The following is a 19,069-nucleotide window of genomic DNA, read 5'->3' as shown; positions in this document are numbered from 1 at the left end:
TGTCACCCGGCCGACGCGACGTGCAGGGTTGATGTCAGCGGGTCGCCCCCTGGCGAATCGGCGGTGCCACGACACGTGAGGGTCCGCGACGAATCACCTTGAACGGAGAAGGACAATGAAGCACGTCAAGCTCGGCGACCTGGACGTCGCCCGCATCGGCCTCGGCACGATGGGCATGAGCTTCGCCTACACCGGCGCCGGCAGCGACGACGCCGAGTCGATCCGGACCATTCACCGGGCCCTCGACCTGGGCGTCACGCTCATCGACACCGCCGAGGTCTACGGTCCGTACACCAACGAGGAACTCGTCGGCCGCGCGCTGAAGGGCCACCGCGACCAGGTCGTGCTCGCCACGAAGTTCGGCATGATCTCCCACACCGGCCGCGGCCCCGGGCGGCTCGACAGCAGCCCCGCCGGCATCCGCACCGCCGTCGAGGGATCGCTGCACCGCCTCGGCACCGACCACATCGACCTGTACTACCAGCACCGCGTCGACCCCGACACCCCCATCGAGGACACCATCGGCACGCTCGCCGAGCTCATCGCCGAAGGCAAGATCCGCCACATCGGGCTCTCCGAGGCGGGGCCGGCGACCATCCGCCGCGCGCACGCGGTCCATCCGATCACCGCGCTGCAGTCCGAATACTCCCTGTGGACCCGCGATGCCGAACCGCAGGTGCTGCCGCTGCTGCGCGAGCTCGGCATCGGCTTCGTCGCCTACTCGCCGCTCGGCCGTGGCCTGCTCACCGGGACCATCGGCTCCACCGACCAGTTCGACGCCGACGACAACCGCAAGAGCAACCCGCGCTTCGCCGGCGAGAACCTCCGACACAACCTGCGCAGCGTCGAAGAGGTCAAAGCCGTCGCGGCCCAGGTCGGTGCGACCCCCGGGCAGGTCGCGCTGGCCTGGCTCCTCACCCGGGGCGAGGACATCGTGCCCATCCCGGGGACCAAGCGCGTCTCCCGACTGGAGGAGAACCTCGCCGCCGACCTCGTGGAGCTCACCGCCGAGCAGATCGCCGCGCTGGACGACCTGACACCCGCGGCCGGCGAGCACCACAACGAGGCCCAGATGCGCATGATCGAACGCCCTCGCTGACCGGACTGGAGTTGCCCGCGGCCCCGATGCCCGGACTGCGACCGCTACCGCATCACCTCCAAGCGTCACTTCGACCACACCTCGGGCTGAGACGCCGTCAGAACGAAGTCCTGGTTCACGGGGGTGGCCGGGCTGAGCAGCAGGCGTGTGGCGACCGGCTGCCGGCCGGGCGCTCCCGCGACGACGACGGCGAGACCCTCGTGGAAGCCCGTGGCCGCGTACTCGCCGTTCTGGTCCGTACGGGAATGGAGGAGCTGGCGGCCGTGCGCGTCGGTGACCGTGATGGTGACGCCCGGCAGTGGTTCTCCGACCGGGCCGCTGACCCGCCCGGTCAGGATCGGTGGCTGCTCGCCGAAGCGGTGCCGATGCGGGGGGAGGGCGACCGGCTCGGGGAGCTCCACGGTGGGGTCCTCCGCGGGAGGCGCGGGAACGTATCCCGCCAGGCCCGCCTGCGCGTCGCGTACGAGCCGTCGCAGCTGCTTGACGTACCCGAGCACGATGAGCGCGGCGCCCGCCGCGATCCAGGCGCAGAGCACCGCGGTGGGCCGGCCCAGCTGCCGGTCGTCGAAGTAGCCGACGGCGCGCAGGGCGTCGGCGGCATTGCCCATCGGCAGGACGGGGTGGAGGACGCGGAAGAAGGCCGAGAGCAGTCCGACGGGGACGGTGCAGCCGCTGGACGGCACGCTGAGCAGGATGAACAGCGTGACGGAGGCCCCGGGGAAGAACGGACCGAGGAAGGACACGAGTCCGTAGGACGTCAGTGACACGGCCTGCGTCAGCAGGAACAGGTACAGCAGGGCGAGCGGATGCGCCGGGATCGCGTCCATCCCGTACGCGCCGGTGAGGTAACAGGCGAGGGCGGCGACGGCGCCGCCGCCGACCATGGTGGCCACGTGCGCGCGACGGCTGAAGCCGACCGCCCGCTGCATGGCGACCACCAGGAAGTAGGCGGGAAGCGTGCAGGCCATCAGGAGGTACAGGGGGCTGCTGCCCAGGCTGTCTCCCGCCCTCGTCGAGACCAGCTCGTGGAAGGCGACGGTGGCGCCGGGCCGCTGGGCCGCGGCGGTGAAGACCTCACGAATGATCGACTCCATGGCGACGCCGTCCGCCTTGGCGCCGTACAGCTGCGAGTGGCGCGGTCCCGGCGCGAACGCCGCCATCGCGTCGTGGTCCAGGACGGCGGTGCGGGCCTCGGCGACGGAGTCGACCGGCTGGAGGGTGAAACCGTCCGGGAGGACGGCGTCGAGCCGGGTCTGCAGCTGCGCCGTCGTGGCCGGGGGAGCGGCGACCGCCACTTCGACGTGGTGCGGCGTCGGGTGGTGGAAGGCCGGCAGGAAGGAGAAGAGCAGCCCGGCCAGGAACAGCGCGGGGAGCCAGAGCCCCATCGCGAGGGTCCGCGCGATCTCACCGGGACGTTTCTTCTTCGCGTGCGCAGATGCCATACGGCGCAGCCTAGCGAAAGATGCACGAGTGCAAGATTGCAGGTGTGCAAAATCGGAGATGAGTACGCTGGGCGTCCGCGGTGGGGAGAGGACTTGATCAACGTGCCGGGCGCATCCACAGGACTCCGTGAACGCAAGAAGGCCGAGACTCGCGAGGCCCTGCGCGCCGCCGCGATCAGGCTCTTCCTGGAACACGGCCCCTCGGCGGTCACGGTGAACGACATCTGCGACGCCGCCCGCGTCTCGCGCCGGACCTTCTTCAACTACTTCGAGAGCAAGGAGGCGGCACTCTTCGCCTGGGACCAGGGCCTCACCGACGAACTCGCCGCCAGACTCGCCGCGCGGCCGTCACACGAACCACCGCTCACCGCCCTGCGCCGGGCGATGGACGACACCATGCCCGGCTTCGCCGTACAGACCGGCTGGCGTGCACGCAAGGAGTTGTTCGGCGTGTATCCCGAGCTGAGGACGAAGATCCTGCACGCCGTCTTCCGCCTCGAGGAGCGGCTCACCGACACCCTCACCGATCGCATCGGCTGCCCGCCGGGCAGCCTCTACCCGCGGCTGCTCGCGGCGACGACAGGGTCGGTCTTCCGCGTGGCCTTCATGACCTGGGCGCCGGAAACGGGGATCAAGGGCCTTCAGGCGCTCATCGACGAGGCGTTCGACCACATGGCCGCCGGCCTCTCCCGCCCCGCGTCCTGACGGCTCCGCTCCATCGCCGCTGGCGGATGCCGGCGCCCGGCGAAAGGATGGTCGAGTACGTCGGAAGGCCCAGCGAGAGGATGCGGACCGTGGGACACGCGGCCGTCGTCGTCGGACGTCCTCGCCGTCCGGCGGTCAGCGGCAACCCGCTGGTCGTCTCCACGGCGTCGCGCCACCTCGCCGCGTCGGTCCTGAACGCCTTTCCCAACACCGCGCTCGCCGGGCGATCCGACGCCGATCGGCGCGACGCCCACCCGCGTACGCTGCGCCGGGCGATCGCGTTCGTCGAGGCCAACGCCGGGCGGGACATCTCCGCCACGGACATCGCCGAGGCCGCCCACGTGTCCGCGCGGGCGGTGCAGCCGGCCTTCCGCAGACACCTGGACACGACGCCGATGGCCTACCTGCGGCGGGTCCGTCTCGACTGCGCACGCGCCGAACCGCGGGCCGCCGTACGGGGAGAGACGACGGTTCCCCGTGTGGCCGCGCGCTGGGGCTTCGCCCGCCCGAGCGCGTTCGCCGCCCGCCACCGCGCCGTCTACGGCGAGTCTCCCTCTGGTTCGCGGTTCCCTCTGGAGACCGAGCCGTGCTGCTCGTGCCGCGGCGTTCGACCACGCGAGACGAGAGCGGTACGTGCGTCATCGCCGTGGTACGGGAGGGCGGCCGGCACCCGATCCGGGCCGGCGAACGCTCCGCGCCGAACGCCTACGGTTCGCTCGTCCGAGCCGCCATCGAGACCGCCGTGCGGATGAGCCACGCCCTCACGGAGGCGAACCGCACCATCGTCAGCCTCCGCAAGGCTCTGTGGACCCGCACCGTCATCGGCCAGGTCACCGGCATCATCATGGCCCAGCGCGGCCTGACGGCGGACGGGGCCTTCGAAGCGCTGGCCCGGGCCTCCCAGCACCGGAACGTGAAACTCGCCGAGCTCGCCCGGACCCTGGTGGAGAACCCGCACAGCGACCGTGTGCTGTGACGTGCGCCTGCCGGCCCCACCGAGAGCCCTGAAACATAGGCTTTGACCAGGGGAAACGCGGCCGAATGCGTCATGCGCCGTCCGTGATCAGAGACCGGGCCGAGCGCCGACCGCGACGGCGGAGCGCGTAGGACGCGACTCGATATCCGCAGAGGAGAAGGATATGACCAGGCACGACAGGCCGCTGGCGCTCGTGACCGGCGCGTCCGGCTCGCGGGCAACGATCTCGCGGCGGAACTCCGGCTCGTGAACCTCAACGTCACCTCGGCGGTGCACCTGATCCGGCTCGTGCTCCCGCACATGGTCGAGCAGGGGAGTGGCCGGGTCCTGATCACCTCCTCGATCGCCGCGACGATGCCGGGGCCCTACTACGCGACCTACGCCGCCTCGAAGGCGTTCCTCTACTCCTTCGCCGAGGCGATCCGCCACGAGCTCCGGGAGAGCGGAGTGACGGTGACCGCGCTGATGCCCGACCCGACCGACACCGGCTTCTTCGAGCGGGCCGGCATGGAGGACACGAAACTCGGCGCGATGGAGAACAAGGACGACGCCGCCGAGGTCGCGCGCCAAGGCTTCGCGGCGCTCATGGCCGGCAAGGACCACGTCGTCGCGGGTTCGCTGAAGAATCGGGCGCAGGCCGCGGCGGCGAAGGTGCTGCCCGAGACCGCCAAGGCCAAGGCCCAGGCCCGCCTGACCGAACCCGGATCGGCCGGCGACGAGTGAGCGCGCCCACGAGTGCCGGACCGCGACGACGACGCACTGATCGGGCGCCCCGTCCGGCCACGGTTCGTGGGTCAGCGGCCGTAGGTGCCGACGAGGGTGCCGGTCGCCATGACCTTCTCCTCGACGGCCTCGTCCAGGTCCGCGGCGGAGAAGCCGGGTGCCAGGTCCGACGGTTCGGACAGGGCCAGGAGGCGGAAGAAGTACCGGTGCGGTTCGTCGCCCGCCGGCGGGTGCGGGCCGCCGTACCCGGCGCTGCCGTAGTCGTTGCGTCCAGCCACGGCCTCCGTCGGCTGTTCGCCCGGCCCGACGCCCTCGGTCTCCGCGGGGATCCCGGCCAGGAGCCAGTGGGTGAACGTACCGGTCGGAGCGTCCGGGTCCTCGCAGACCAGCACCAGCTCGACCGCCTCATCGGGAACTCCGGACCACTCCAGCGGGGGAGGGACGTCCCCGGCCTGGTGCGAGTACTCCCTCGGTATGCGCGTGTGATCGTCGAACGCCGCGCTCCGTAGCTCCATCTGCGTCGTCATCTGATGTCCTCGAAGGTGAGGTCGTCGCCGTACCGCCGTCTCCGTGAGCCGGCCGTTCCCTACCCCCATACCCAGGTGACTCACCTGAGCCTGACGGTCTTGGAGCGGGAGCGGGAGCGGCGCGTGCGGCCGGACGGCGCTCGGCGGTACCGGCGGACGGAGGGGGCGTTCGGGTACTACGTCTACCTGCCGCTGCTGGAGGTCGGGTACGTCCTGCGGTGGAAGTACGCGCCGGGCGAGGAGATCCGCCGCCACACGACGGCCATCGGGCGCGAAGCCGGCGCGTTCCCGCAGGACGGCCGGTGGGCCTCCTGCGTCTCACGGTGACGGGCGGCACCGGGCCCGTCTTCACGGTAGGCGGGCTCGGTCATCGACCCCGGTTCCCGTGCCGGGGGGAAACGCCCCGTATCGTTCCTCATTGCGAACGCCGTGCAGAGAAGGAGCCGCCCGATGACCACCGGCCTTGCCGGGGACCTGCGTGACGCCCTTCCCGGCGTGCCCGTGGTCGACGACCCCGACGCGCTGTCCGCCTACGCCCGCGACCAGGTGCCCGGTCTCCCGGCCGGCAAGCCGGCCGCCGCGGTCTTCCCGGCCGAGACCGCGGAGGTCCAGGAGATCATGCGGATCGCCTCCCGCACGGGAACGCCCGTCGTGACCCAGGGCGCCGCGACCGGCCTGGCCGGCGCGGCGAACGCCGTGGACGGCTGCCTGATCCTGTCCACCCGGCGGATGGACCGCATCCTCGAGATCGACGCGGCCGAGGGCATCGCGGTCGTCCAGCCGGGCGTGGTCAACGCGCGGCTGCGCGAGGCGGCGCAGCGCGACGGCCGCTTCTACCCGCCCGACCCCGGCAGCTTCGAGGCGTGCACGATCGGCGGGAACGTCGCCACCGGCGCGGGCGGCATGTGCTGCGTGAAGTACGGCGTGACCGCCGACTACGTACGGGCCCTGGAGGTGGTGCTGGCCGACGGGTCGGTGCTGCGGACCGGCCGCCGTACGGTCAAGGGGGTCGCCGGGTACGACCTCGTGAAGCTGTTCACCGGCTCGGAGGGCACCCTCGGAGTGATCACCGAGGTCACCGTGGCGCTGCGCGCCGCGCCCGCCCCGCCTCGTACCGTCGTCGCCGAGTTCGGCTCGCTCGCCGCCGCGGGTGCGGCGATCTCGGCGGTGCTCGCCGGCGGCGCGACGCCGTCGCTCGTGGAGATCCTGGACCGTACGACGCTGGCCGCGATCGAGTCGTGGCAGCCGCTCGGCATCGGCTCGGACGTCGCCGCGCTCGTGCTGCTGCAGTCCGACGCCGCCGACGCGGACGCGCAGACGGAGGCCTGGTCCGGCGTGCTGGAGGGGACGGAGGCGACCGGCGTCTACAAGGCCGACGACGCCGCCGAGTCCGAGCTGCTCATGCAGGCCCGGCGGCTCGCGTACCCGGCGCTCGAACGCCTCGGCGGCACCCTCCTCGACGACGTCGCCGTGCCCCGGGGCGCGCTCACCACACTGATCGAGGGCGTGGAGCGGATCGCCGCGGCGCACGGCCTGACCATCGGCGTCTTCGGCCACGCGGGCGACGGCAACCTGCACCCCACGATCGTCTACGACCGGGCGGACCCGGCCGGCGAGCGGCGGGCGTTCGCCGCGTTCGACGACATCGTGTCGCTCGCGCTCGACCTCGGCGGCACCGTCACCGGCGAACACGGCGTCGGCCTGCTGAAGCGTTCGTGGCTGGCCCGCGAGCTGGACCCGGTGGCGCTGCGGGTGCACGCGAGCATCAAGGCCGCGCTGGACCCGGCGGGGCTGCTCAATCCCTCCAAGGTCTTCGAGGCGACCACCGGATGAGACCGATCGGGGCCGAACCCGCGCATCACGGCCTGGTCGTCATCACCGGCGGCCCCGGATCGGGCAAGACCACGCTGGTCGACCTGTTGCGGGAGAGCGGATTCGCGACCGCGCCCGAGGCCGGGCGAGCGATCATCCAGACCCAACGGAGGATCGGCGGGCCCTGGCTCGACCCCCTGCTGTTCGCCGAGCTGATGCTGAGCTGGGACATCCGCTCCTACGACTGGGCGCTGGGCCGGCCGGGACCGGTGTTCTTCGACCACGCGGTGCCGTGCGTGGCCGGGTATCTCGACCTGGTGGGCAAGGACGTACCCGAGCATGTGGAGGCCGCGGTGGCGGCCTTCCAGTACCGGCCGGCGGTGTTCGTGGCGCCGCCCTGGCCCGAGATCTACCGCACCGACGAGGAGCGGGAGCAGAGCCCGGCCGAGGCCCGGCGGACGTACGAGGCCATGGTCACGGCGTATACACGCTACGGCTACGACCTCGTCGAACTGCCCCGCTCCGACCCACAGGCGCGCCTGCGCTTCGTCCTCGACCACCTGGGCCACACCGCCGGCTGACCGCTCCGCTATGTTCTGCGATGCAGAGATCGTCAGAGGAAAGGCCCGTTCGTTGCGTCATCTCCGTGGGTTCGCCGTCGTGCTGCTGTGCGCCGGTCTGACCGCCTGCTCCGCCGGCCCCTCCGCGCGGCGAGACGCCGACCCGGTCAGCGTGCCGCAGGACAGCGGCGTCCGGCCGGCCGCCGTGCCCAAGGGCCTCATCCTCGGCGTGGACGTCAGCGCCTACCAGCCGCACGTCGACTGGACGACGGTGCGGTCGAGCGGCGCGAGGTTCGCGTACATCAAGGCGACCGAGGGCGTGAAGTACAGGAGTTCGACGTTCGCCGCCCAGTACGCGGGCGCCCTGAACGCGGGCCTGGCCCACGGCGCCTACCACTACGCGACGCCGAACACCTCGAGCGGCACCAAGCAGGCCGACTACTTCGTCGCGAACGGCGGCGGCGGAAAGGCCGACGGCCACACCCTCCCGGGCGTACTCGACATCGAGGACAACCCGTACGGCAAGGACAAGTGCTACGGCCTGACCCACGCGAAGATGAACACGTGGATCAGCGACTTCCTGCACGAGTACCGGGCACGTACGGGCAGGCACGCGCTGATCAACACGTTCCGCGCGTGGTGGATCACCTGCACGGGCAACGCGGGAGCCAAGCCCGGCAGCGCCTTCGGCGCCACGTACCCGCTGTGGGTCAACGACCACAAGGCGACGCCGAGCGACGTCCCGATCCCGTCGGCGTGGCGGTCCTACACGGTCTGGCAGTGGACCGACAAGGGCAAGTACGGCGACGAGGACTACATCAGGTCCTCATCGGTCCTCACCGGCCTCCTCGCCAAGTGACCCGGGCCGCGGTTCAGCGCCAGCCGAGGTCGGGCGCCACGTACTTGAGGATGTTCTCCAGCAGGTGGGCGTTGTAGTCGACGCCGAGCTGGCTCGGGATGGTGAGCAGCAGGGTGTCGGCGGACTGGACGGCCTCGTCCTGGGCGAGTTCCTTGACCAGGACGTCCGGCTCGGCGGCGTACGACCGGCCGAAGATCGCTCGGGTCGTCTCGTCGATCATGCCGACCTGGTCCTTCGAGTTCCGGTCGTGTCCGAAGTAGGCGCGGTCCAGGTCGGTCGTGAGGGCGAAGATGCTGCGGCTCACCGACACCCGCGGTTGCCGCGGATGGCCGGCCTCCTTCCACGCCTCACGGAACGCCTCGATCTGCCTGCGCTGCTGGACGTGCAGCGGCTCACCGGTCTCGTCGTCCTTGAGCGTGGAGCTCTGGAGGTTCATGCCGAGCTTCGCGGCCCACACGCTGGTCGCGTTCGAGCTGGAACCCCACCAGATGCGGTCGCGCAGGCCCTCGGAGTGCGGTTCGAGCCGCAACAGCCCCGGCGGGTTGGGGAACATCGGCCGGGGGTTCGGCCGCGCGAAGCCCTCGCCCTCGATCACCGTGAGGAACGTCTCGGCGTGCCGGCGTGCCATGTCGGCGTCCGTCTCGCCCTCGGCGGGGGAGTAACCGAAGTGACGCCACCCGTCGATCACCTGCTCGGGGGAGCCGCGGCTGATGCCGAGCTGGAGCCTGCCGTCCGCGATGAGGTCGGCCGCGCCGGCGTCCTCCGCCATGTACATCGGGTTCTCGTACCGCATGTCGATCACGCCGGTGCCGATCTCGATCTTCGAGGTACGCGCGCCGATCGCGGCGAGCAGCGGGAACGGGCTGCCGGCCTGGCGGGCGAAGTGATGCACCCGGAAGTACGCCCCGTCCACGCCGAGTTCCTCGGCCGCGACCGCGAGGTCGATGGACTGGTGCAGGAAGTCGCGGGCGGTACGGGTCCGCGACTGCGGGCTCGGCGTCCAGTGCCCGAAGGAGAGAAAACCGATCTTCTTCACACGAACCTTCAGCGCGCGACGGCCACGTTTGATTCCGGTGCGCCGCGCGGATGTCGACGCGGCGCACCGGGAACCGAGCGATGCCTGCCCGGCTCAGAACCTTCCGAACAGGGCGTTGCCGGGGAGTTCCGGATCCGTGCCCAGGAAGTACTCCTCGATCGCCGTCTGTAGCTCGTCCGGGGTCAGGAATCCGCTCCCGTCCTTGTCGAGGGCGGTGAACGCGACCCGGCACTCCGGCTCGGGTACGCCGTAGCCGGAGAGGGCCCGGGCGAAGTCGTCCGCTGTGACCTTTCCGGTCGACCCGGTGTCGGCGATGGTGAGGATCGCGTCCGAGATGGGCTTCATCCGCTGGTAGCCCTGAGGGTCGTCACGGACGCCCGCGTTGTAGGCCGTCAGATACTCGTCGAAGTTCACATGTCCGTTGCCGTTGGTGTCCATCGGCTTGATGACGTCCTCCCAGAACCGGGTGAACGCCTGGCGCAGCTCGTGGTGTTCGGCCGATCCCTCGGCGATGCCGAACGCGCTGCGGACGTTGTCGGCCGTGGTCAGGTAGTCGTTCAGCTCGAGCGTTCCGCTCTGGTCACGGTCCATGAGCGTGAAGAAGTGCTTCAGCTTCCGGTCAAGGAGCTGGGACATCGATGTCTCCTCTTTCGTCGGGACTTTCGGTGCGGGCGTGCCGAGTGACGCGATCGAATGCGGCGAGGAAGTCGGTCCGGGCGATGGGAAAGCGGTCCAGGAGCTTCGGTGACACCGCGAGGGCGTCGACCAGTGTCAGCGCGTGCGGCGCGAGTTCGGCCCTGGCGGCTTCGGCGGCGTCGGGCAGCTCACGGACGTGATCAGCGGTGATCCGTCCTTCGGCGAGCAGGTCTCCCGCGTGCCGGGCGAGACACCCCAGCACGAAGAGGCGGTGGACGGCCAGCAGCAGCGTACGGGCCTCATGGTGGCCGGACCGGGTGGCGGCCGACAGCAGAGAGCGGGCGGCCTGACACTCCGCGTGGGCACTGGTCATCTCCAGGGCGGGGCCGACGGCGGCGTTCCAGCGGTCCAGCGGAGTGGTGGAGGACGCCTGGATCCAGCGGGCACTTGCTCGCTGGTGCCAGATGTACTCGAGGTCGCCCAGCAGAGCCTGGAGGAACTCCGGGTCGTCGAGCCGGCGCCCGTCGGGTGCCGTCGCGGCCGGCGCCGGCAGCTCCCGGGCGAGCAGCTCACCGGCCGCCTTCCCCCAGATGACGAGGTTGTCGCCCTCCGCGGTGATGCCGGCCGTGTAGAAGTCCGGGAGCTCGGCGATGCCGTTGAGGGGAAGGACGCCCTGCGCGCCGCACCGCTCCCGGCACTCGACCGCGACCGCCCGTCCCCGCCAGGTGATCCATGCCTTGGCGATGGCGACGAGCCGGTCGTCGTCCGCGCGGCCGGCCGCTCCGCCCCGTACCCACTGACTCAGCACGGCGCGGTGCAGCAGGGTCACGGCATAGGTGTCGGCCAGCGCGTCCAGCAACCGGGTGCGGTGACTGCCGTGGTCGAACAGGGGCACGCTCTGCCCGCCGAGCAGGCCGGTGGTACGGCGAGTGTGGGCGTAGCGAACGGCGATGGTCAGGGCGGTCCGGGTGAGACCGACGGCGCCGGCGCTCATGTGGAGCTTGCCCGGGGTGACCCGGTCGATCGAACGCAGGAACCGCAGCCGGTGTTTGTCCACCGAACTCGTGAAGGCGCCGTCCGCCGCGAGTCGCCCGTGCTCGCCCGCCAGGAACGCGTGAGGGGGCAGCCGGACATGGTCGAAGGAGGTCAGGCAGTGGTCCACCGCATAACCGATCTTGTCCGGCAGCCGGCGGATCCGGACGCCCGGGAGTGCTCCCCGGTCATCGGTCAGTGGTGTCAGGAAGAGGAAGACTCCCTGGTCCTTCCCCCGGTGGATCAGCCGGGCGGCGACGAGTCCGGTCTTGGGCCCGCCGGCCGTGCCCGCGTTGGGCATGAACTTCCGCGCGGCGGGTGTCGGAGTGTGCAGCACGAAGCCGCCGGTCGAAGGGTCGTAGGTCGCGGTGGTCTCCAGCCGCGCCGCGTCGTTGCCGTGCCCGACCTCGGTGCACAGGAAGATCCCCGTGTGCCGCATCGTGAGGAACGGCGTGAGGTCCCGGCGGTCGTCCGCGTCGTGGTCGAGCAGGCTTCCGAGGAAGAGGTTGTAATGAATGCCCGCGAATGTGGCCAGTCCGCCTTCTGTCGGGCACAGCCATTCGTGCAACGCGGCCAGCGCCTCCACATCGTCGACGAGTTCTTCGACGGAGTCGAGGGTCTGGTTGATCAGCCGTAGTCGTCGGTAGGAACCGGCCACGCGTTCCTCCGGGCCGGCGTCGGCCGGGTAACGGAACGACGCGTCGTCACTTAAGGCCCGCCACGGCGCGTGGACCGCGTCGAACCTTCCTGCGAACAGGGCGTCGGTCAAGGCGGCGGTCGTGCTGGGAACCGGATCGGCCGGCGTTGGTATCGGCATCGCGAGCATCAGTGTAAACCGCGCTGTAAAAATGGCAATGGCACGTCCATGAATTGTCGCCGTACACCCAGAATTTCGCCGACCGGTTATGAATCCGGGGCATGCAGTACAGTCCCGACAAACGAGCCATAATGCTCATACGACTGTGGGAGCTGGCCTCTCGTACGTCGCCGACCCTCGGTCTGCGGGAGGCGGCGATGCCGTTCCTGGAGGATCTGCACGACGTCGTCGGACAGCCAGCTGGGCGTGCTGGAGGGCCGTGAAGCGCTGTTCGTGGAGCGTCTGTCGGTGCCCGGTTCGGTCGTCAACATCACGCGCATCGCGGGCCGGCTTCCCCTGCACGCCTCCTCCGCCGGGCTCGTACTGCTGGCGTGGGCCGCTGCGGAACTGCGGGAACAGATCCTCGCCGGCCCGCTGGAGCGCTACACCCCGCACACTCTCGGCACGAGGGCAGGAAGATCCTGATGTTCCTCGGCGCCGCGAACCGCGACCCGCGCCGTTGGGACTCACCCGACGCCTTCGACCTGTCGCGCGACCCGTCCGCTCATGTCGGCTTCGGGATGGGAACCCGCCGCATCGCCCTCATCCAGCGACGCCTCGCCCGGCTGCTGGCGCCGACCGCGGCGGTGCGGATCCTGCCGTGCCCGTTCGAGGCGGTGCCCGTCAACGAGGCCCTGTGGTGGCACCCGGTGCACACCCAGGACGCCGCCCACATCTGGCTGCGCGAGACCGCCGCCCGGGTCGCCGCCGACCTCGAGACCGGATGATCGTGCGACGCCCGAGTACCGGGGTGCGGACAGCGCGTGGCCCTGGGTGGCGACAGCCGGTGCCGAGTTCTCCGCTCAGGCGGTCAGGTAGTCGGCTCGGCCCTCGTCGTCGAGCTCGAACGAGCCCTTCGGGATGACGCAGAACTCGTTCCCCTCGGGATCGGCCATGACGAGGAAGCCGCCGGGGTCGTACTCGGTCAGGCGCCGTCCGCCCAGGGCCTCCAGCCTGCTCTGCTCGGCCGCCGGGTCCTCCGACTCCAGGTCCAGGTGCAGCCGGTTCTTGCCGGCCTTGGCGCGGTCGGTGCGCTGGAACCCCACGCCCAGCCCGTTCCTGCGTTCGAGCCAGACGTACGGTCCGACGCGCCCGGCCACCGGCCGGCCGAGCACCTCGCTCCAGAAGGCCGCCAGCCGCTCCGGATCGGCGGAGTCGACGATCACACAGTTGATGTCCATGGCCACCAACCTGCCAGCAACAGGTCCGAACGGCCCAGCCGCCGAAGGTCGGGCGGGCGTCGGCCTGCTCGGCACCGACGCCCGCCTCGGCGGTGGCGTCCAGCAGCCGCGACAGCTCGCCGTGCCGATCGGCCCTTCACCTCATTCGCCGGCGTGTCGGGTCGTCCTTCGGACAGGCCGCCTCGTCGGTGGGCAGACTTGAGGAACCTCTGCTCGACGAGCGTTCAGGAGGTGCCGTGACCCGCCATTTCACCGCTTCGGCCGTCATCCTCGCCGACGACCACGTGCTCTTACTCAACAGCGCGAAAGGGGACGGCTGGATCTATCCCGGCGGTCATGTGGAGCCGGGCGAAGATCTCGCGCAGGCGGCGCTCCGTGAGGTCCGCGAGGAGGTCGGGCTGCGGGTCGAGCTCATCGCCGAACGGCGGTTCTCTCATCCGCGGATCGAGGAGGTGCTGTTGCCGTTCACCATCATGGACGTGGCCGTCTCGGACAACAGGATCGGCCGGCACCGGCATCTCGACGCCGTTTACGCGGCCCGTCCGCTGACCACGAACGTCGTCCTCGACGCCGCCGAGGCTCAGGGGTATCGCTGGGTGCCGGTCGATGAGGTCGCGTCGCTCCCGGTCCCGGCCGAGCTCCCCGACCTCATCGCGGCCGTGGCCGAGTACGCCGCGTCGATCACGTCATGACCTCCGGACCGGGAACCATCCCCGGGCGGCTCTCTGCGGGCCGTGACCGTGGGGCCGCGGCGTGCCCCTGGCATGGTCGGAATCCCGCCCTGGCACGGTGATCGGGTGCGCCGTCGCCGTAGGCGCTTGGCGAATATTGCCGTGCCGCTCGCATCCCGTCCCTACCGTGTGTTCCTGACGGCCGAGCTGATCTCATCGGCCGGCGGGGCGGTCGCTCCGATTGCGCTGGCTTTTTCGATCTTGCAGATCGGAGGTCGCGGATCCGGTATCGCCGTCGTGCTGGGTGGTGAGTTCGTCGTTTACCTGGTGCTGCTGCCGGTCACCGGGGTGATCGCCGACCGCACCGCCGGCGTCGGCGTGCTGGTCGTCTCCCAGGTGATCGCGGCGGCCTTTCAGATGGCCGAGGCCCTCCTGATCATTTCGGGTACGGCGAGGGTGTGGTCGTTGGCGGTCGTCGCGGGCGGTGGAGCGGGGGCCGCGGCGTTGTTCACTCCGGCCGGGCGGCGGGTGCTCCCAATACTGGTGCCGGCCGGGCAGCTCGACCGCGCCAACGCGCTGTCCCAGGCCGGCAAGCACGGCCTCGCCACGATCGGGCCGGTCGCCGGAGGAATCCTGGTGACCACCGTCGGACCGGGCTGGGGGATCGCCTGGGACTCGGTCACGTTCGTGGTCGCCGCCGTGCTGTTCTCCCGGCTTCCGCGCCTGCCTGCCCTGCCGGACCACCACCGGCGGCGGTGGGACAGGAGATGGGCGGGTGAACTGGCCGACGGGGTTCGTGCCCTGACCGGCCGGACCTGGTTGTGGACGACCACGCTCGCGGACTGCCTCTCCGGCGGCGCGTTCGCGGCGGCGATGCTCATCGGCCCGCTGTACGCGCGCCAGTATCTGCACGGTGCGATCAGCTGGGGCGCGATCGCGGGCGGGCTGGCCGGCGGCAGCGCTCTTGGCGGCATCATGGCCACCGCCTGGACCATGCGAAGACCCGGCATCGTCATCAGCGTCGGGTCGGCGGCCATGTGCGTGGGACCGGCGGCGATGGCCACAGGGATGCCTCTGCCGCTCATCATGGCCGGCACCCTGGTCGCGGGCATCGCGTTCGCGCCTGCGGCGGTCGCGCGGGCGACCGTGGTCCAGCAGCACGTCCCCGGCCACCGACTCGGCCGGGTCAGCGCTTACCAGGAATTCGCCGCATCCGTGCCGATCCCGATCGCCTATGCCCTCGCGGGAGTCACCGCGGACCGGCTCGGAGCCCGGATCGTCATCGGAGCCTGTGCCGCGATCATCGCCGTCGCCGGGCTCACGCCCTTGGCCGTGCGAGACGTCCGGCGACTCGCGTTCGCCGGTGTGGACCGGTGATTCGCGTGCATGCCGTCTCCGGTGTTCGGCTCGAGGAGTCCAAGCACGAGGCCGTCGAGGAGAAATTCTTCTGGCCGGCCGTACGTGACCGGGTCCCCGACGGGGACCGCCTGGCCGACCACGCGGTCGAACAGGAGCAGGCGGCCGAGCACGTGCTGAACGACCTCATCGGTCTCAAGGCCGACGACCCGAAGTTCGACGAGCTCGTCCGCGGCTTCATCGCCGACGGCCGGGAGCACATCGCGTACGAGGAGACCAGCGTCTGGCCGGAGCCGCGCAAGGCGCTCGGCGCCGAGGAGGCCGACGACCTCGGCACCAGGCTGCAACAGGGCAAGAAGGCGGCGCCCGCACATGGGGCGGTCGCCCCACGAGCCACAGGTCCCACACGATGGCGTGCGGGGCCTGTCGTGGTCGCCGTCCGACGTCTTCAGGCACGCGGCTCCGCGTCATCGCCCACGGCGCCGGCCAGGTCCGCCCGTCGCCACCACACCGGCGAGCTCCGAGCGGGCGGCAAGGGCGGCCGCCTCGCCGGCGGGTGCCGTCCACCGGGCGGCACCGCTCGCCGGCTCGGCCACCAGCCGGCCACCAGCCGGCCGCCAAGCTGACGCACGCGCGAAACCGCGGGCCCGCCTGCGCGAACGTCCCGGCCGCCGGCACGGCCATGCCCGGTTTAGCCACCGTCCGCCAGGGCAGCGCGTGCAGTCCACTGCTTGTCCCCAGGGAGGACGGATGAACCACGACGGTCTCTGGCGCGTCAACGAAGCCGGGCCCGCGGCGGCCTGTTCCGCAGGCGGTTGACGTGCGGCTGCCGGCTCCCCGCGGTCCGATCACCGCGTTGCTCTTCGACCACCTGCCCACCGGTCCGCACGCCCTGCCCCCGGCACCGCCCGCAGGCCCCGATGACCCTTTTCAGGACGAAGACCTGCAGCTCGCGCTGTTCGCCTGCTACGAGATCCACTACCGGGGTTTCGACAATGTGCCCGAAACATGGGAGTGGCATCCCTCGTTGATCGCTTTCCGGACGCGGCTCGAGGACCGCTTCGAGCGCCGGTTGGGCGTGCTCGTGCCGCCGCGGGTCGGGGTGACCGACGTTCCCGGCGCGCTGGCGCGACTGGTGGAGGCCGCGGGTGGGCCCTCGCTCGCGACGTTCGTGCAGCGGGAGGCGACGCTCGAGCAGTTTCGCGAGTTCGTCCGGCATCGCTCGATCTACCAGCTCAAGGAGGCCGACCCGCACTCGTGGGCGATCCCGCGCCTCAGCGGTCCGGCCAAGGCGGCGCTCGTGGAGATCCAGGCGGATGAGTACGGCGGAGGCCGGCCCGAGCTCATGCACGCCGAACTGTTCCGCACGACGATGCGCGGGCTCGGCCTGGACGACACCTATGGGGCCTACCTGGACGTCGTGCCGGCCATCACGCTCGCCGTGAACAACCTGATGTCGTTCTTCGGCCTGCACCGGCGGCGCATCGGAGCGCTGGTCGGCCACCTGGCGGCGTTCGAGATGACCTCGTCGCAGCCGAACCGTCGCTACAGCGCCGGCCTCGCCCGGCTGGGCGCCGACCGTACGACCCGCCGGTTCTACGACGAGCACGTCCAGGCCGACGCGGTGCACGAGCAGCTCGCCGCGCACGACCTGGCGGGCCGGCTGGCCGCCCAGCGACCGGAGCTCGCCGCCGATGTGATCTTCGGCGCGGCGTCCTGCCTGGCGGTCGAGCGGCTGTTCGCCGAGCACCTGCTGGCCTGCTGGAGTGCGGGGTCGAGTTCACTGCGGTCCGGCCGGACCGCAGTGCGGGCGCCGGCGGCCGGATGAGCGGGTGCGACTACATCCGGCCGCTGCGTTGGAGCGCCGGTCCGGATGGCCGAGCGCGCGATGTGTCGGCTGGATCGCCCTGGCGAGCCGGTTCATGGGCGGCGTGCCCTACGCGGCCGGCGGCTGAAGGTCGCCGCGCACTCTCGCCGGCGGCTCGCCACGGTCACGGAATCTCGTCCGGAGCACTCGCGGCCCGGAACTTCACCGCCTTGTGAGAGCCGTCGCAGAACGGTTTGGTGGCGGATCGACCGCATCGGCACAGGGCGATCGTCTTTCGCCCCGGATCGATCGGCCGGCCGTCCTGCGTGAGCAGCTCCACCGGCCCACGGACGATCAGCGGACCGTTCTCGTACGGGACGACGGTCGTCCGTGGGTCCCCGGGGCTCTGGCGCGCCGAGTGAGTCATGCTCCCGGGCCTTCCCGCGCAGCCCGCGATAAACGTCCGGTCGTGGCGTCCCTAGCCTTGCCCTATGAGCGCACAGCTGTACTTCGACCGGGAGCACACCGATGATCTGGCGGCCTTCGTCGCGGCCGGTCCGTCGCCGTACCACGTGGTGGCGAACGTCGCCGAACGTCTGGAGAAGGCCGGGTTCACGCGGCTCGCGGAGACCGATGCCTGGGACGGTGGGTTCGGCGGACGCTATGTCGTACGCGGCGGGGCGATCATCGCCTGGTTCGTTCCGGAGGGCGCGCCGCCGGAGACACCGTTCCGGATCGTCGGGGCGCACACCGACTCGCCGAACCTGCGGGTGAAGCCGCGGCCGGACTCGGGTGCGTACGGCTGGCGGCAGGTCGCGGTCGAGATCTACGGCGGGCCGCTGCTCAACAGCTGGCTCGACCGTGACCTCGGCCTGTCCGGCCGGCTCGTGCTGCGGGACGGCGGCACGCGCCTGCTCGCCGTCGACCGGCCGCTGCTCAGGGTCCCGCAGCTGGCGATCCACCTCGACCGGAACGTCAACGAGCAGGGGCTCGTGCTCGACCGGCAGCGGCACATGCAGCCCGTGTGGGGTCTCGGCGCGGTCGATGAGGGCGGACTGATCCGGTTCGCCGCCGAGCAGGCGGGCGTGGAGGCGTCCGACGTCGTCGGCTGGGACCTCATGGTCCACGACGTCCAGCCTCCCGCGTACCTGGGGCGCGACCGGGAGTTCCTCGCCGCGGCACGACTGGACAACCAGCTGTCCGTACACGCCGCGACCGCCGCGCTCACCGCGGTCGCCGGTTCGTCCGATCTCTCGTACGTGCCGGTGCTGGCCGCGTTCGACCACGAGGAGAACGGCAGCGAGTCCGACACCGGCGCCGGCGGGCCGCTGCTCGGCCGGGTCCTGGAGCGCTCGGTCTTCGTGCGCGGCGGCTCGTACGAGGACCGGGCCCGGGCCTTCGCCGGGACCGTCTGCGTGTCCGCCGACACCGGCCACGGCGTGCACCCGAACTACGCGGAACGGCACGACCCGACGCACCGGCCCATGCCGGGCGGCGGCCCGATCCTCAAGGTCAACGTCAACCAGCGGTACGCCACGGACGGCGCCGGGCGCGGGATCTTCGCCGAGGCGTGCGACCGCGCGGGCGTGCCGCTCCAGGAGTTCGTCTCCAACAACGCGATCCCGTGCGGCACGACGATCGGCCCGATCACGGCGGCCCGGTACGGCATCACCACGGTGGACGTGGGCGTGCCGATCCTGTCCATGCACTCGGCCCGGGAGCTCTGCGGCGCGGACGACCCGTTCCTGCTGGCCAACGCGCTGAAGGCGGTCCTGGAGGGCTGAGGCGGTC

24 protein-coding genes are annotated in these 19,069 nt (G+C 71.2%); 17 read left to right on the top strand and 7 right to left on the bottom strand.

Annotated features, from left to right (window positions below; all coding sequences use genetic code 11):
• Nucleotides 1–115: 115 nt before the first annotated feature.
• On the top strand, nucleotides 116–1,099 hold the full coding sequence (locus QSK37_RS17770; protein WP_285622194.1) for an aldo/keto reductase: 984 nt from the start codon (nucleotides 116–118) through the stop codon (nucleotides 1,097–1,099).
• 65 nt (nucleotides 1,100–1,164) lie between these two features.
• On the opposite strand, the gene QSK37_RS17765 is transcribed toward QSK37_RS17770, so the two are convergent.
• Nucleotides 1,165–2,541: a carboxypeptidase regulatory-like domain-containing protein gene (locus tag QSK37_RS17765; RefSeq protein WP_285622190.1), complete on the bottom strand. Its 1,377-nt coding sequence runs from the start codon at nucleotides 2,539–2,541 to the stop codon at nucleotides 1,165–1,167.
• Between the two features lie 102 nt (nucleotides 2,542–2,643).
• On the opposite strand from QSK37_RS17765, the gene QSK37_RS17760 reads away from it, so the two are divergent.
• The 4 genes from QSK37_RS17760 to QSK37_RS17745 all read left to right on the top strand — a co-directional run bounded on the left by QSK37_RS17760 (nucleotide 2,644) and on the right by QSK37_RS17745 (nucleotide 4,945).
• Nucleotides 2,644–3,246 carry a TetR/AcrR family transcriptional regulator gene (locus QSK37_RS17760; RefSeq protein ID WP_285623521.1) on the top strand — a complete coding sequence of 201 codons (603 nt, stop codon included), beginning with the start codon at nucleotides 2,644–2,646 and terminating at the stop codon, nucleotides 3,244–3,246.
• A gap of 89 nt (nucleotides 3,247–3,335) precedes the next feature.
• The gene (locus QSK37_RS17755; RefSeq protein ID WP_285622188.1) at nucleotides 3,336–3,998 is read left to right on the top strand and encodes a helix-turn-helix transcriptional regulator; all 663 of its coding nucleotides are present in this window, start codon (nucleotides 3,336–3,338) and stop codon (nucleotides 3,996–3,998) included.
• The gene (locus tag QSK37_RS17750; protein ID WP_285622186.1) at nucleotides 3,995–4,222 is read left to right on the top strand and encodes an ANTAR domain-containing protein; all 228 of its coding nucleotides are present in this window, start codon (nucleotides 3,995–3,997) and stop codon (nucleotides 4,220–4,222) included. Before QSK37_RS17755 ends, QSK37_RS17750 begins: the two co-directional genes overlap by 4 nt.
• Before the next feature lie 144 nt (nucleotides 4,223–4,366).
• On the top strand, nucleotides 4,367–4,945 hold the full coding sequence (locus QSK37_RS17745; RefSeq protein ID WP_285623518.1) for an SDR family NAD(P)-dependent oxidoreductase: 579 nt from the start codon (nucleotides 4,367–4,369) through the stop codon (nucleotides 4,943–4,945).
• Nucleotides 4,946–5,016: 71 nt separating this feature from the next.
• On the opposite strand, the gene QSK37_RS17740 is transcribed toward QSK37_RS17745, so the two are convergent.
• A complete protein-coding gene (locus tag QSK37_RS17740; RefSeq protein WP_285622183.1) occupies nucleotides 5,017–5,472 on the bottom strand; it encodes a YbhB/YbcL family Raf kinase inhibitor-like protein in 456 nt (151 codons plus the stop codon).
• Between the two features lie 75 nt (nucleotides 5,473–5,547).
• On the opposite strand from QSK37_RS17740, the gene QSK37_RS17735 reads away from it, so the two are divergent.
• From QSK37_RS17735 to QSK37_RS17720, 4 genes are all read left to right on the top strand, one after another.
• Nucleotides 5,548–5,799: a hypothetical protein gene (locus QSK37_RS17735; protein ID WP_285623563.1), complete on the top strand. Its 252-nt coding sequence runs from the start codon at nucleotides 5,548–5,550 to the stop codon at nucleotides 5,797–5,799.
• 123 nt (nucleotides 5,800–5,922) lie between these two features.
• Nucleotides 5,923–7,305, top strand: coding sequence for an FAD-binding oxidoreductase (locus QSK37_RS17730; protein WP_285622181.1), 1,383 nt, complete (start codon nucleotides 5,923–5,925; stop codon nucleotides 7,303–7,305).
• Nucleotides 7,302–7,865, top strand: a complete 564-nt coding sequence (locus QSK37_RS17725) for an AAA family ATPase (RefSeq protein WP_285622179.1) — start codon at nucleotides 7,302–7,304, stop codon at nucleotides 7,863–7,865. Before QSK37_RS17730 ends, QSK37_RS17725 begins: the two co-directional genes overlap by 4 nt.
• Before the next feature lie 52 nt (nucleotides 7,866–7,917).
• Nucleotides 7,918–8,703, top strand: coding sequence for a GH25 family lysozyme (locus QSK37_RS17720; protein ID WP_285622177.1), 786 nt, complete (start codon nucleotides 7,918–7,920; stop codon nucleotides 8,701–8,703).
• Between the two features lie 13 nt (nucleotides 8,704–8,716).
• Here the strand turns inward: QSK37_RS17720 and QSK37_RS17715 are convergent, their stop codons facing one another.
• The 3 genes from QSK37_RS17715 to QSK37_RS17705 form a co-directional block, all read right to left on the bottom strand.
• On the bottom strand, nucleotides 8,717–9,739 hold the full coding sequence (locus tag QSK37_RS17715) for an LLM class flavin-dependent oxidoreductase (protein ID WP_285622175.1): 1,023 nt from the start codon (nucleotides 9,737–9,739) through the stop codon (nucleotides 8,717–8,719).
• A 93-nt stretch (nucleotides 9,740–9,832) separates the two neighbouring features.
• On the bottom strand, nucleotides 9,833–10,375 hold the full coding sequence (locus QSK37_RS17710) for an EF-hand domain-containing protein (RefSeq protein WP_285622173.1): 543 nt from the start codon (nucleotides 10,373–10,375) through the stop codon (nucleotides 9,833–9,835).
• Nucleotides 10,359–12,224, bottom strand: coding sequence for an acyl-CoA dehydrogenase family protein (locus QSK37_RS17705; protein ID WP_285622171.1), 1,866 nt, complete (start codon nucleotides 12,222–12,224; stop codon nucleotides 10,359–10,361). The genes QSK37_RS17710 and QSK37_RS17705 overlap by 17 nt, the downstream gene beginning before the upstream one ends.
• Nucleotides 12,225–12,355: 131 nt before the next feature.
• Between QSK37_RS17705 and QSK37_RS17700 the strand changes: the two genes are divergently transcribed.
• From QSK37_RS17700 to QSK37_RS17690, 3 genes are read left to right on the top strand one after another with little or no spacing between them, the layout of a single operon-like run.
• Nucleotides 12,356–12,487: a hypothetical protein gene (locus tag QSK37_RS17700; RefSeq protein ID WP_285622169.1), complete on the top strand. Its 132-nt coding sequence runs from the start codon at nucleotides 12,356–12,358 to the stop codon at nucleotides 12,485–12,487.
• A complete protein-coding gene (locus tag QSK37_RS17695) occupies nucleotides 12,471–12,689 on the top strand; it encodes an IclR family transcriptional regulator domain-containing protein (RefSeq protein WP_285622167.1) in 219 nt (72 codons plus the stop codon). Before QSK37_RS17700 ends, QSK37_RS17695 begins: the two co-directional genes overlap by 17 nt.
• Complete coding sequence (locus QSK37_RS17690; RefSeq protein WP_285622165.1) at nucleotides 12,689–12,991, top strand: type 2 periplasmic-binding domain-containing protein; 303 nt, start codon at nucleotides 12,689–12,691, stop codon at nucleotides 12,989–12,991. Before QSK37_RS17695 ends, QSK37_RS17690 begins: the two co-directional genes overlap by 1 nt.
• A gap of 75 nt (nucleotides 12,992–13,066) precedes the next feature.
• On the opposite strand, the gene QSK37_RS17685 is transcribed toward QSK37_RS17690, so the two are convergent.
• Nucleotides 13,067–13,444 (bottom strand): VOC family protein, encoded by a 378-nt coding sequence (locus QSK37_RS17685; RefSeq protein WP_285622163.1) that lies wholly within the window; start codon nucleotides 13,442–13,444, stop codon nucleotides 13,067–13,069.
• Between the two features lie 236 nt (nucleotides 13,445–13,680).
• Between QSK37_RS17685 and QSK37_RS17680 the strand changes: the two genes are divergently transcribed.
• From QSK37_RS17680 to QSK37_RS17665, 4 genes are all read left to right on the top strand, one after another.
• A complete protein-coding gene (locus tag QSK37_RS17680) occupies nucleotides 13,681–14,136 on the top strand; it encodes an NUDIX hydrolase (RefSeq protein ID WP_285622160.1) in 456 nt (151 codons plus the stop codon).
• A 72-nt stretch (nucleotides 14,137–14,208) separates the two neighbouring features.
• A complete protein-coding gene (locus tag QSK37_RS17675) occupies nucleotides 14,209–15,492 on the top strand; it encodes an MFS transporter (RefSeq protein WP_285622157.1) in 1,284 nt (427 codons plus the stop codon).
• The gene (locus QSK37_RS17670) at nucleotides 15,489–16,097 is read left to right on the top strand and encodes a hemerythrin domain-containing protein (protein WP_285622154.1); all 609 of its coding nucleotides are present in this window, start codon (nucleotides 15,489–15,491) and stop codon (nucleotides 16,095–16,097) included. The genes QSK37_RS17675 and QSK37_RS17670 overlap by 4 nt, the downstream gene beginning before the upstream one ends.
• A 194-nt stretch (nucleotides 16,098–16,291) precedes the next feature.
• Nucleotides 16,292–17,299, top strand: a complete 1,008-nt coding sequence (locus tag QSK37_RS17665) for an iron-containing redox enzyme family protein (protein ID WP_285622152.1) — start codon at nucleotides 16,292–16,294, stop codon at nucleotides 17,297–17,299.
• Nucleotides 17,300–17,462: 163 nt separating this feature from the next.
• Here QSK37_RS17665 and QSK37_RS17660 read toward each other — a convergent pair whose 3' ends face one another.
• Nucleotides 17,463–17,705, bottom strand: a complete 243-nt coding sequence (locus tag QSK37_RS17660) for a CDGSH iron-sulfur domain-containing protein (RefSeq protein WP_285622150.1) — start codon at nucleotides 17,703–17,705, stop codon at nucleotides 17,463–17,465.
• A 64-nt stretch (nucleotides 17,706–17,769) separates the two neighbouring features.
• Here QSK37_RS17660 and QSK37_RS17655 point away from each other — a divergent pair, with 64 nt between their 5' ends.
• Nucleotides 17,770–19,062, top strand: a complete 1,293-nt coding sequence (locus QSK37_RS17655; protein WP_285622147.1) for a M18 family aminopeptidase — start codon at nucleotides 17,770–17,772, stop codon at nucleotides 19,060–19,062.
• The last annotated feature ends 7 nt before the right edge of the window (nucleotides 19,063–19,069 follow it).

Origin of the sequence: Actinoallomurus iriomotensis (assembly GCF_030269445.1) — a bacterium.
GTDB lineage: Bacteria > Actinomycetota > Actinomycetes > Streptosporangiales > Streptosporangiaceae > Actinoallomurus > Actinoallomurus iriomotensis.
Note: the sequence above shows the minus strand (reverse complement) of the source record. Positions and strands in the feature narration are given on the sequence as shown.

Bases quoted from the DNA above. Each gene is read 5' to 3' on its own strand.
- QSK37_RS17770 (WP_285622194.1), top strand. From the start codon at position 116: ATGAAGCACGTCAAGCTCGGCGACCTGGACGTCGCCCGCATCGGCCTC.
- QSK37_RS17765 (WP_285622190.1), bottom strand. From the start codon at position 2,541: ATGGCATCTGCGCACGCGAAGAAGAAACGTCCCGGTGAGATCGCGCGG.
- QSK37_RS17750 (WP_285622186.1), top strand. From the start codon at position 3,995: ATGAGCCACGCCCTCACGGAGGCGAACCGCACCATCGTCAGCCTCCGC.
- QSK37_RS17740 (WP_285622183.1), bottom strand. From the start codon at position 5,472: ATGACGACGCAGATGGAGCTACGGAGCGCGGCGTTCGACGATCACACG.
- QSK37_RS17730 (WP_285622181.1), top strand. From the start codon at position 5,923: ATGACCACCGGCCTTGCCGGGGACCTGCGTGACGCCCTTCCCGGCGTG.
- QSK37_RS17725 (WP_285622179.1), top strand. From the start codon at position 7,302: ATGAGACCGATCGGGGCCGAACCCGCGCATCACGGCCTGGTCGTCATC.
- QSK37_RS17710 (WP_285622173.1), bottom strand. From the start codon at position 10,375: ATGTCCCAGCTCCTTGACCGGAAGCTGAAGCACTTCTTCACGCTCATG.
- QSK37_RS17705 (WP_285622171.1), bottom strand. From the start codon at position 12,224: ATGCCGATACCAACGCCGGCCGATCCGGTTCCCAGCACGACCGCCGCC.
- QSK37_RS17700 (WP_285622169.1), top strand. From the start codon at position 12,356: ATGCTCATACGACTGTGGGAGCTGGCCTCTCGTACGTCGCCGACCCTC.
- QSK37_RS17690 (WP_285622165.1), top strand. From the start codon at position 12,689: ATGTTCCTCGGCGCCGCGAACCGCGACCCGCGCCGTTGGGACTCACCC.
- QSK37_RS17685 (WP_285622163.1), bottom strand. From the start codon at position 13,444: ATGGACATCAACTGTGTGATCGTCGACTCCGCCGATCCGGAGCGGCTG.
- QSK37_RS17675 (WP_285622157.1), top strand. From the start codon at position 14,209: ATGGTCGGAATCCCGCCCTGGCACGGTGATCGGGTGCGCCGTCGCCGT.
- QSK37_RS17660 (WP_285622150.1), bottom strand. From the start codon at position 17,705: ATGACTCACTCGGCGCGCCAGAGCCCCGGGGACCCACGGACGACCGTC.
- QSK37_RS17655 (WP_285622147.1), top strand. From the start codon at position 17,770: ATGAGCGCACAGCTGTACTTCGACCGGGAGCACACCGATGATCTGGCG.